The 12,330-nt window shown below is 46.3% G+C and carries 7 protein-coding genes; all 7 read right to left on the reverse strand.

Annotated elements, in window-relative coordinates; translation table 11 throughout:
- Window positions 1-30: 30 nt before the first annotated feature.
- The 7 genes from tuf to rpoB all read right to left on the reverse strand — a co-directional run bounded on the left by tuf (window position 31) and on the right by rpoB (window position 12,100).
- Complete coding sequence (gene tuf / locus D469_RS0117430; RefSeq protein ID WP_018924674.1) at window positions 31-1,221, reverse strand: elongation factor Tu; 1,191 nt, start codon at window positions 1,219-1,221, stop codon at window positions 31-33.
- Window positions 1,222-1,343: 122 nt separating this feature from the next.
- The gene (fusA, locus tag D469_RS0117435) at window positions 1,344-3,422 is read right to left on the reverse strand and encodes an elongation factor G (RefSeq protein WP_018924675.1); all 2,079 of its coding nucleotides are present in this window, start codon (window positions 3,420-3,422) and stop codon (window positions 1,344-1,346) included.
- Window positions 3,423-3,475: 53 nt separating this feature from the next.
- Entirely contained in the window at window positions 3,476-3,946 is a 471-nt protein-coding gene (gene rpsG, locus D469_RS0117440; RefSeq protein ID WP_018924676.1) for a 30S ribosomal protein S7, read from the reverse strand.
- A gap of 41 nt (window positions 3,947-3,987) precedes the next feature.
- Window positions 3,988-4,407 carry a 30S ribosomal protein S12 gene (rpsL, locus tag D469_RS0117445; protein WP_018924677.1) on the reverse strand — a complete coding sequence of 140 codons (420 nt, stop codon included), beginning with the start codon at window positions 4,405-4,407 and terminating at the stop codon, window positions 3,988-3,990.
- Window positions 4,408-4,522: 115 nt separating this feature from the next.
- On the reverse strand, window positions 4,523-4,774 hold the full coding sequence (locus D469_RS0117450; RefSeq protein WP_018924678.1) for a 50S ribosomal protein L7ae-like protein: 252 nt from the start codon (window positions 4,772-4,774) through the stop codon (window positions 4,523-4,525).
- Between the two features lie 77 nt (window positions 4,775-4,851).
- Window positions 4,852-8,469, reverse strand: coding sequence for a DNA-directed RNA polymerase subunit beta' (gene rpoC, locus D469_RS0117455; RefSeq protein ID WP_018924679.1), 3,618 nt, complete (start codon window positions 8,467-8,469; stop codon window positions 4,852-4,854).
- A gap of 91 nt (window positions 8,470-8,560) precedes the next feature.
- Window positions 8,561-12,100 carry a DNA-directed RNA polymerase subunit beta gene (gene rpoB / locus D469_RS0117460; RefSeq protein ID WP_018924680.1) on the reverse strand — a complete coding sequence of 1,180 codons (3,540 nt, stop codon included), beginning with the start codon at window positions 12,098-12,100 and terminating at the stop codon, window positions 8,561-8,563.
- Window positions 12,101-12,330: the final 230 nt, after the last annotated feature.

A 12,330-nucleotide genomic window follows, 5' to 3' on the forward strand; every position in this document is an offset into this window, starting at 1 on the left:
TAAAAGATGCATCTTTTTTTAAACCATTACTTACTTCTCGATAGTAGAAACAACACCAGCGCCTACTGTACGTCCACCTTCACGGATTGAGAACTTAGTACCTTCTTCAATCGCGATTGGCTGGATAAGGTCAACTGTCATTTCAACGTTGTCTCCAGGCATAACCATTTCCACGCCTTCTGGAAGTTCAATAACACCAGTTACGTCCGTAGTACGGAAGTAAAACTGTGGGCGGTAGTTTTGGAAGAATGGAGTATGACGTCCACCTTCTTCTTTTGAAAGAACATAAACTTCCGCTTTGAAACGAGTATGTGGAGTGATTGAACCTGGCTTAGCTAGAACCTGGCCACGCTTGATGTCTTCACGGTCAACACCACGAAGTAGTGCACCAATGTTGTCGCCTGCTTCAGCATAGTCTAGTAGCTTACGGAACATTTCAACTCCAGTGACAGTTGTTTTGCGAGCATCTTCGTCAATACCAAGGATTTCTACCTCGTCACCAACGTTAAGCATACCGCGCTCAACACGACCAGTTGCAACTGTACCACGACCAGTGATTGAGAATACGTCCTCAACTGGCATCATGAATGGCTTGTCTTTGTCACGGTCTGGAGTTGGGATGTAGTCGTCAACAGACTGCATAAGTTCAACGATTTTCTCTTCGTACTGCTCGTCTCCTTCAAGTGCTTTAAGAGCAGAACCGGCTACGATTGGTACATCGTCACCATCAAAGTCATACTCAGAAAGAAGGTCGCGAACTTCCATTTCTACTAGCTCAAGAAGCTCTTCATCGTCGACCATGTCTACTTTGTTAAGGAATACAACGATTGAAGGTACACCAACCTGACGGGAAAGAAGGATATGCTCACGAGTTTGTGGCATTGGGCCATCAGCAGCGGATACAACAAGAATTGCTCCGTCCATTTGTGCCGCACCAGTGATCATGTTTTTAACATAGTCAGCGTGACCTGGGCAGTCAACGTGTGCATAGTGACGAGTGTCAGTTTCATACTCAACGTGTGCAGTGGAGATAGTGATTCCACGCTCGCGCTCTTCAGGAGCACCGTCGATTGCGTCATAAGCCATAGCTTCGCCAGAGCCGGAACGCTTATGAAGAACAGTTGTGATTGCAGCAGTTAATGTAGTTTTACCGTGGTCAACGTGACCAATAGTACCGATATTCGCATGCGTTTTCGAACGGTCAAATTTTTCTTTTGCCATTTGTGGGTTCCTCCCTTAATAACATAAAAGTTTATGGTAGTAAGAAGGGTGAAAGAAAACACTTTCAGTCACCTTTCTTAGCTTACAATAGATGTCACTTAGTGACAATTGGTTGTGGTGAATTATTCCCCACTATTTTTCTTAACAATCTCTTCAGAGATACTCTTTGGCACTTCTTCATAGTGGTCAAAGAACATGGAGTACGTACCGCGTCCTTGTGTGCTGGAACGAAGGTTTGTCGCATATCCGAACATTTCCGCTAACGGAACAAAAGCACGGATCGTTTGAGCATTACCTCTTGCTTCCATACCGTCAACACGGCCACGACGGGAAGTGATATCACCCATCACATCACCCATGTACTCTTCTGGAAGTACAACCTCCACTTTCATAACTGGCTCAAGAAGTGCTGGGTTACAATGTTTCTTCGCTTCTTTAAGCGCCATTGATGCAGCAATCTTATATGCCATTTCGTTGGAATCCACATCGTGATAAGAGCCATCGAAAAGTTTTGCTTTAACATCGATTAATGGATAACCAGCTAAGAGCCCGTTGTCCATCGCCTCTTCCAACCCTTGCTCAACAGATGCAATGTATTCACGAGGGATTACACCACCAACGATTTTGTTTTCAAATTCAAAGCCTGCGCCTTCTTCGTTTGGTTCGAATTCGATCCAAACGTGACCATATTGACCACGACCACCAGACTGACGTACAAACTTACCTTCAACTTGTGCACCTTGTTTGATTGACTCACGGTAGGAAACTTGTGGAGCCCCTACTTGTGCTTCAACCTTGAATTCACGCTTCAAACGATCAACGATGATATCAAGGTGAAGTTCACCCATACCAGCTATAATCGTCTGGCCTGTTTCTTCATCAGTGTGCGTCTTGAAGGTCGGGTCTTCTTCAGCTAGCTTGGCAAGAGCCATACCCATTTTATCCTGGTCGGCCTTTGATTTTGGCTCAACAGATAGAGAGATTACAGGCTCAGGGAAGTCCATTGATTCAAGAATCACATGGTTTTTCTCATCACAAAGAGTGTCACCCGTTGCTGTATCTTTCAACCCAACGCCGGCACCGATTTCGCCCGCATAGATTGTATTTAACTCTTCACGTGAGTTAGCGTGCATCTGCAAGATACGGCCTACGCGCTCACGCTTTCCTTTTGTTGTGTTTTGCACATAAGAGCCTGCGCTCAATGTACCAGAATACACACGGAAGAAAGTTAATTTACCTACGTATGGGTCAGCCATTACTTTAAAGGCAAGTGCAGAGAACGGGCCGTTGTCATCTGCTTCACGAGTTACTTCCTCTTCGGAATCCGGAAGAATACCTTTAATTGCTGGTACATCTAGTGGTGATGGCAAGTAATCAATAACAGCGTCGATCATAAGCTGAACACCTTTGTTTTTGAAAGCTGACCCGCAAAGTACCGGGTAAAACTCAACATTAAGTGTTCCAGTACGAATAGCTGCAACCAATTCTTCATTGGTGATTTCTTCACCTTCAAGGTACTTATTCATGAGATTCTCATCAAAGTCTGCAGCAGCTTCGACAAGGGACTCACGGTATTCTTCAGCCTGCTCTTTATATTCATCAGGAATCTCGCGAGCCTCTGTGCGGCTTCCAAGATCGTCGAGGTAATAGAACGCCTGCATGCCAATAAGGTCAATGATGCCTTCAAAATTATCCTCTGCACCAATTGGAAGCTGAATTGGGTGTGCATTTGCGCCCAATCGATCTTGCAATGTGCTTACTGAATACAAGTAGTCTGCACCGACTTTATCCATTTTGTTAACAAATACGATACGTGGTACATGGTATGTTGTTGCCTGGCGCCATACGGTTTCTGTTTGCGGCTCAACGCCTGATTGAGCGTCAAGAACCGCAACAGATCCGTCAAGCACCCGCAATGAACGTTCAACTTCAACTGTGAAGTCGACGTGTCCTGGTGTGTCAATAATGTTAATGCGGTGATCTTTCCATTCAGCAGAAGTGGCCGCGGAAGTAATTGTAATTCCGCGCTCCTGCTCCTGGGACATCCAGTCCATTTGGGATGCACCTTCATGGGTTTCACCGATTTTGTGAATACGTCCTGTATAATAGAGAACACGCTCTGTAGCCGTTGTTTTACCGGCATCGATGTGAGCCATAATCCCGATGTTGCGTGTTTTTTCTAAGGAGAACTCTCGTGCCATGACTGTCTTTTCTCCTTTCTTCTTTTGGAAGAATAGTTAATTGGATAATTTAATTACCAGCGGTAGTGAGCAAACGCTTTGTTCGCTTCTGCCATACGGTGCGTATCTTCACGCTTTTTAACCGCAGAACCTGAATTGTTTGCAGCATCCAAGATTTCATTAGCTAGACGCTCTTCCATTGTTTTCTCTCCACGAAGTCGTGCATAGCTAACGATCCAACGAAGGCCAAGTGTCGTACGACGGTCTGGCTTCACTTCGATTGGTACTTGGTAGTTCGCACCACCAACACGGCGTGCTTTAACTTCAAGTACTGGCATTACGTTTTTGAGCGCTTGGTCAAAGATCTCCATTGGATCCTGTCCACTGCGTTCTCCAACTAGTTCAAATGCTTTATAAAGAATGTTTTGCGCTTTTCCTTTTTTGCCATCTACCATGATACGGTTTACGAGGCGAGTTACAAGCTTCGAATTATAAATCGGATCTGGTAGCACTTCACGGCGAGGTACTGGACCTTTACGAGGCATGGTCACCCCTCCTTTCCTACTATTACAATGTGGTCTTCACATTATTTTTTCTTCTTTCCACGTTTCGTTCCATACTTGGAACGACCTTGCTTGCGGTCTTGAACACCAGCTGTGTCAAGTGCTCCGCGAACGATTGTGTAACGCACACCTGGAAGGTCTTTTACACGGCCTCCGCGAATAAGAACAACACTGTGTTCTTGCAGGTTATGGCCGATTCCAGGAATATAAGCAGTTACTTCAATCCCGTTGGTCAAACGCACACGTGCATATTTACGCAGTGCTGAGTTTGGTTTCTTTGGTGTCATTGTACCAACACGTGTACAAACCCCGCGCTTTTGAGGTGCTGACTGGTCCGTCTGCACTTTTTTGTAGCTGTTATAACCTTTGTTAAGTGCTGGAGCATCAGAAGTACGAGGCTTTGAGACGCGTCCTTTTCGCACCAATTGACTAATCGTAGGCATATTAGCTCCTCCTTTCAGTTCACATTTTAAGACCACCGTTCCGGGTGGTTCAACAAAAGGCATAAGTTAAGTTTTTGCCGGCATGGCAGGACTTGCCTGCCACACCGCAAAAACATCACTCCGTTTTTAAGGCAACCGTTGCTGCTCCAACATCAATTCCACAAGCTCTACCAAGTCTTTTCATAGAATTAACCATTGTTACTGTAACTTTGGCCTCTTCCGCAGCCTTCACCACTTGTTCCACGACTTGTGGGTCAGCGTCTTCAGCTACTAACACTTCGGTCACAGCTCGTGAGTCTAAAGCTTTCAACGTTTGCTTAGTGCCAATGATAACCGCTTTAGCCTGTGTAACTTTTTCATAAGACATCGCACATCCTCCAAAGCACAGGTATTAGGCGCACTTAAACATCTTATCACCGGGATAAGCACGTGTCAACGGCTAAATTAATCTTTTGCAACAACTTCTCCATTTTCGTTTGCTTCAGCTTCAATAATGTCGTCAGGTACGTCCATTTCCAAGTCTCTATACCTTTGCATTCCAGTTCCAGCTGGTACAAGTTTACCAATAATCACATTTTCTTTTAAGCCGAGCAGTTCATCGCGGCGTCCTTTGATCCCTGCATCGGTAAGAACACGTGTGGTCTCCTGGAAGGAAGCTGCTGACAAGAATGAATCAGTTTCAAGCGAGGCCTTAGTAATCCCGAGAATAACAGGTGTCCCTACAGCTGGCTGCCCTTTGTTAGTAAGCGCATTGCGGTTGGCGTCGTTAAAGTGCTTCATTTCTACCAGTGTACCTGGCAATACATTGGTATCTCCAGAGTCGTTCACTCGGATTTTGCGAAGCATTTGACGTACCATCACTTCGACGTGTTTGTCACCAATTTCAACCCCTTGCATCCGGTAAACCTTTTGCACTTCTTTCAACAAATATTCTTGGACTTGATGAAGACCGGTTACCTTCAGAAGTTCTTTCGGGTCAATGGAACCTTCAGTCAGCGGATCTCCAGCTTCAACCTGCGAGCCTACCTCTATCTTCAGACGAGCTCCATAGGCGGTAGTATAGGTGCGTGATTCTAGCGGGCCTGTTACCGTAATTTCTTTCTTATCGGCATGCTCTTTAACGTCTGTTACTTCCCCAGCAAGCTCAGTAATGAGAGCCTGCCCCTTCGGATTCCTAGCTTCAAAAAGCTCCTGAATACGCGGAAGACCCTGGGTGATATCGTCGCCAGCCACTCCGCCTGTATGGAAGGTACGCATCGTTAACTGCGTTCCTGGTTCACCGATCGATTGAGCAGCGATAATTCCTACAGCTTCTCCAACCTCAACATCTGAACCGGTAGCAAGATTACGGCCATAGCACTTCTTACATGCCCCGTGATGCGTGTCACAAGTGAAGACTGAGCGGATATTGACCGACTCAACCCCTGCATCAACAATCCGTTTTGCGTCGTCTTCATACATAAGTTCACCTTTATTGTGAAGCACTTCTCCCGTTTCAGGGTGACGGATGGTTTGGAACGCCACACGGCCGACAAGGCGATCATAAAGGTCTTCAATCATTTCAACGCCTTCTTTAAGCGTCGTTACAGTAAGACCACGATCTGTGCCGCAATCGTCTTCACGGATAATGACATCCTGGGCCACATCCACGAGGCGTCGAGTCAAGTAACCTGAGTCAGCTGTCTTAAGAGCTGTATCTGCTAGACCTTTACGTGCCCCGTGTGTAGAGATGAAGTATTCAAGTACTGTCAAACCTTCGCGGAAGCTTGATTTAATCGGTAGCTCAATAATCCGGCCAGATGGATTGGCCATCAAACCACGCATACCTGCAAGCTGCGTGAAGTTAGAAGCGTTACCACGCGCTCCGGAGTCGCTCATCATAAAGATTGGGTTTCTCTTATCAAGTGTGCCCATTAAGCGATCCTGAATCGTATCTTTTGCGCCGCCCCAGATCGAGATGACTTTATCATAGCGTTCTTCTTCTGTAATAAGACCACGGCGGAACTGTTTCATGACTCGGTCTACTTTTGTTTCTGCATCATCTAAGATTTCTTGCTTGTCACCAAGCACCACAATATCAGAGACCCCAACCGTAATTCCTGCTTTGGTTGAATAGTAGAAGCCTAAGTCTTTCATGCGGTCAAGCATACGTGACGTTTCAGTAATATGGAAGTTCTTAAAGACTTGAGCAATGATATCTCCTAAGAAGCCTTTCTTAAATGGCGCAACTTCTTCACATTGAGCAATTTGCTCTGCCACATCACTTGTAGTCGCGATCAAGTACTTAGCAGGGAGTGCTTTTTCAAGGTTTTCTGCCGTCGGTTCATTCACATAAGGGAAGGAAGACGGAAGAATTTCGTTAAAGATTAACTTACCAACAGTCGTAACTAGAAGCAAATCCTGTTCTCTTTCTTCAAAGGTTGTTTTCCCTAACGAGCGTACAGGAAGTGCTATTCGGCTGTGCAGGTGCACGTAACCATTTTGATAGGCCGTGAGAGCTTCATCCGAAGTCTTGAAGATCATGCCTTCACCCACAGCACCTTGGCGCTCAAGTGTGAGGTAGTAGTTACCCAGCACCATATCCTGGGACGGTGTTACTACCGGCTTACCGTCCTTAGGGTTCAAGATGTTTTGAGCAGCCATCATAAGGATACGGGCTTCCGCCTGCGCCTCAGCAGATAACGGCACGTGAACGGCCATTTGGTCTCCGTCAAAGTCGGCATTATAAGCTGTACACACTAGTGGGTGAAGCTTAATTGCCCGCCCTTCTACAAGAACCGGCTCAAAAGCCTGGATCCCTAAACGGTGCAAGGTTGGGGCGCGATTCAACAGAACAGGATGCTCTTTAATGACTTCCTCGAGGACATCCCAAATTTCTGGCTGTACGCGTTCAACTTTCCGCTTTGCACTTTTGATATTATGAGCAAAACCTTTACGTACAAGTTCACGCATTACAAATGGTTTGAACAGCTCTAACGCCATTTCTTTTGGCAGGCCGCACTGATACATTTTCAAGCTCGGACCGACAACGATTACGGACCGGCCGGAATAGTCAACACGCTTACCGAGCAAGTTTTGGCGGAAGCGCCCTTGCTTTCCTTTCAACATGTGCGAAAGGGACTTTAACGGACGGTTTCCAGGTCCCGTTACAGGTCGGCCGCGACGGCCATTATCAATTAAAGCGTCAACTGCTTCCTGAAGCATCCGTTTTTCGTTTTGAACGATGATACTTGGAGCTCCGAGGTCGAGAAGCCGCTTCAAGCGGTTGTTACGATTGATTACCCGACGATACAAATCATTCAAGTCGGAGGTAGCAAAACGACCGCCATCGAGCTGAACCATCGGACGCAATTCCGGTGGAATTACCGGCAGCACATCTAAAATCATCCAAGCTGGTTCATTGCCAGAATGACGAAATGCTTCAAGCACCTCTAAGCGTTTAATTGCCCGAGTTCTTCGCTGACCTTGAGCTGTCTCAAGTTCCTCTTTTAAGGCATGAACTTCTTTTTCAAGGTCGATGTTTTCAAGCAATTTACGAATCGCTTCTGCGCCCATGGCTGCACTAAAGCTACGGCCGTATTTATCATAATAGGCCCGGTATTCTTTTTCTGAGAGTAGCTGTTTATACTCAAGCGGAGTGTCGCCTGTGTCTGTAACCACGTAAGAAGCAAAATAAATGATCTCTTCCAAAGAACGCGGAGACATATCAAGAACAAGCCCCATTCGGCTTGGGATGCCTTTAAAGTACCAAATGTGAGAAACAGGAGCCGCCAGTTCAATGTGCCCCATACGCTCACGGCGAACTTTGGCGCGAGTGACTTCCACGCCACACCGGTCACAAACGACACCTTTATAGCGGACCCGTTTATATTTACCACAATGACATTCCCAGTCTTTTTGTGGGCCAAAAATACGCTCGCAGAAAAGGCCGTCTTTTTCAGGCTTTAACGTACGGTAGTTGATCGTTTCTGGTTTCTTCACTTCACCGCGAGACCAGGAGCGGATCTTTTCAGGGGATGCTAAGCCAACTTTCATATACTCGAAATTATTGACATCTAACAAGGGGTCAACCTCCCTTTCCATCTTTAACAGGTTGTCCGGGAAAAGGCAGGGGAGCACTCCATCTGGAATGTCTCCCTCCTGCACGAACGAACTATGCGTTTTCGCCAGATTCGAGCTTTAAATTCACTTTGTCATTTGATTCTTCTTCTTCATCATCGAGCTCTTTCATTTCAATTTCTTCTTCTGTGCTCGATAACATTTTCACATCCATACCTAAGCTCTGTAGTTCTTTAATTAGTACTTTGAACGATTCAGGCACGCCTGGTTCAGGCACGTTTTCTCCTTTGACAATGGCTTCGTACGTTTTCACACGTCCTACTACATCATCAGATTTAACTGTCAGGATTTCCTGTAATGTGTAAGCTGCACCATAAGCTTCAAGTGCCCATACTTCCATTTCCCCGAAACGCTGACCGCCAAATTGAGCTTTACCGCCAAGCGGCTGCTGTGTAACAAGAGAATAAGGACCTGTTGAACGAGCGTGCAGCTTATCGTCAACCATGTGAGCAAGCTTGATCATATACATGATCCCTACAGACACTCTGTTATCAAACGGCTCACCCGTGCGGCCGTCATAAAGTATGGTTTTCCCGTCCCGGGCAATGCCTGCTTCTTCAAGCGTTTCCCATACGTCTTCTTCACGCGCTCCATCAAACACCGGCGATGCCATATGCAGATTGAGCTTACGAGCAGCCATACCGAGATGAAGCTCCAGTACCTGGCCGATATTCATACGGGATGGAACACCAAGTGGGTTCAACATGATATCGATCGGCTGGCCATCAGGCATATACGGCATATCCTCTTCCGGTAAAATACGGGAGATAACACCTTTGTTACCGTGGCGACCTGCCATTTTGTCCCCTTCGTGAATTTTACGCTTCTGTACAATGTAAACCCGTACGAGCTGATTCACGCCTGGAGGAAGTTCATCATCATCTTCACGGTTAAAGATTTTCACGTCGAGTACAATCCCATCTCCACCGTGTGGGGAACGTAATGACGTGTCACGGACTTCACGAGCTTTTTCTCCAAAGATGGCATGAAGAAGTCGTTCTTCTGCGGTAAGTTCTGTCACACCTTTAGGCGTCACTTTGCCGACTAGAATGTCGCCGTCTTTTACTTCGGCTCCAACACGGATGATTCCGCGTTCATCCAGGTTCTTAAGGGCTTCTTCACTGACGTTTGGAATATCACGGGTAATCTCTTCAGGCCCGAGCTTCGTATCACGTGCTTCTGATTCATATTCTTCAATATGAACAGAAGTATAGACATCATCTTTCACCAAACGTTCGCTAAGAATGATCGCATCCTCATAGTTGTAGCCGTCCCATGTCATAAAGCCAACCAGGACATTTCGTCCTAAAGCCATTTCGCCCATATCCATGGAAGGGCCATCACACAAGACTTCCCCTTTTTCTACAATTATGCCCTCATCCACAATTGGGCGTTGATTGTAACTTGTCCCCTGGTTGGAGCGAATAAATTTGGACATATTATATTTATCAAGGTCGGTTTCAACTTCTTTGCCATCCACTTCTTCAATGCGGCGCACACGAATTTCACGAGCTGACACATTTTCAACCCGCCCGCGGTGTTTCGCAATAATGGCGGCTCCTGAGTCTTTTGCAGAGACGTATTCCATCCCTGTACCAACAAGAGGAGCTTCAGGTTCCAACAAAGGCACGGCCTGACGCTGCATGTTTGCTCCCATTAACGCACGGTTTGAGTCGTCGTTTTCAAGGAACGGCACAGAGGCTGTGGCAGCAGATACTACCTGCTTAGGGGAAACGTCCATATAATCAATCCGCTCTTGCGGCACGATCGTGTTTTCCCCGCGGAAACGAGCGATGATATTTTCATCCACAAAGCGCCCTTCTTCATCTAGTTGGGCGTTGGCCTGCGCCACTACATAGTGGTCTTCTTCGTCTGCAGTCAAGTAGTCGACTTCTTCAAGCACGCGGCCACTATCCGGGTCAACGCGGCGATAAGGGGTTTCCATAAACCCAAATTCGTTGACCTTTGCATAGGAGGAAAGCGAGTTAATCAAGCCGATATTCGGACCTTCCGGAGTTTCAATCGGACACATACGTCCATAGTGGGAGTAGTGAACGTCCCGCACTTCAAACCCAGCGCGTTCACGGGTAAGTCCGCCTGGTCCAAGCGCAGAAAGACGGCGTTTGTGTGTCAATTCTGCTAGCGGGTTTGTTTGATCCATAAACTGAGACAACTGCGAGCTGCCGAAGAACTCTTTAATAGAGGCGATCACTGGCCGTATATTAATAAGAGCCTGTGGCGTGATTGAGCTTGGGTCTTGGATAGACATCCGTTCACGCACAACCCGTTCCATTCTTGACAAACCAATGCGGAATTGGTTTTGCAGTAATTCGCCTACCGAACGAAGGCGGCGATTTCCAAGATGGTCAATGTCATCTGTATCTCCGACCCCATGAAGTAAATTAAAGAAATAATTGATCGCTGCAATCATGTCTTCCGGAGTGATATTCTTAACTCCGCGGTCGATGTTGCCATTACTGATTACATTGATGACACGTTCTCCGTCTTGATCATCAGGCGCATAAATCTTCACCGATTGAACAGCAATATCTGTCTCATCAATGACTCCGCCTGCTACTGAAAACTTACGGAAGCCAAGATTGTTTTCAAGGTATGGCAGCAACCGGTCCAGTGTGCGCCGGTCAATCAAGTTACCTTCTTCCGCAAGGATCTCCCCTGTTTCAGGGTCTGCCAACGTTTCTGCTAGCCGTTGGTTAAACAGACGATTTTTAATGTGAAGCTTTTTATTTACTTTGTAACGACCAACATTGGCGAGATCATACCGTTTTGGATCAAAAAACCTTGATTCTAACAAGCTTTTTGCATTTTCTACGGTTGGTGGTTCCCCTGGGCGAAGGCGCTCATATATTTCCAGAAGCGCTTTTTCGGTGCCGTCGGTATTGTCTTTTTCTAATGAGTTCCGCAAGTATTCATCGTCGCCAAGCAAGTCTATAATTTCTTGATCAGAACCAAATCCGAGCGCACGTAGAAGGACCGTGATTGGAATCTTTCTTGTACGGTCGATGCGTACATAAACGACATCTTTGGCGTCTGTTTCTAATTCTAGCCAAGCCCCACGGTTTGGGATCACCGTCGCTGTGTGACCTTTCTTTCCGTTCTTATCAAACTTTTTGTTGTAATAAACGCTAGGCGAGCGAACCAGCTGTGAAACAATGACTCGTTCTGCTCCGTTAATTACAAACGTACCAGTATCAGTCATAAGCGGGAAGTCTCCCATGAACACTTCCTGCTCTTTCACTTCACCAGTTTCCTTGTTTCTAAGACGGACTTTCACTCGAAGTGGTGCTGCATAGGTGACGTCGCGTTCTTTTGACTCATCTACCGAATATTTCGGTTCACCTAATGAGTAATCAATAAATTCCAATACAAGGTTTCCCGTGAAATCTTCAATTGGTGAAATGTCTGAGAACATTTCGCGAATCCCTTCGTCAAGGAACCATTGATAGGAAGCCGTCTGGATTTCAATCAAGTTCGGTAATTCAAGTACCTCGCTGATTTGAGCATATGATCTTCTCTGACGATGACGTCCATACTGAATAAGCTGACCTGCCAACTGATTCACCCCTCAAAACTTGGCTTTTGTCCGCCACTCAAAGCTAACAAACATGTATACTTTAAGCGGCAAGCAACGGGTTATATGATGTAAGCTCAACTGCCTGAATGGAAGTTGAGGTGTTGCCGTGGCTAAACACGCATAACGACGAGCTGTTTTTATAATAAACACGTCGCGCCGCTTGCTAAATCCATCACGTTATCTATTCATTGCAACCCTGAGGTCATATG

The organism is Salsuginibacillus kocurii DSM 18087 (genome assembly GCF_000377705.1).
GTDB classification, from domain to species: Bacteria; Bacillota; Bacilli; order Bacillales; family Marinococcaceae; genus Salsuginibacillus; species Salsuginibacillus kocurii.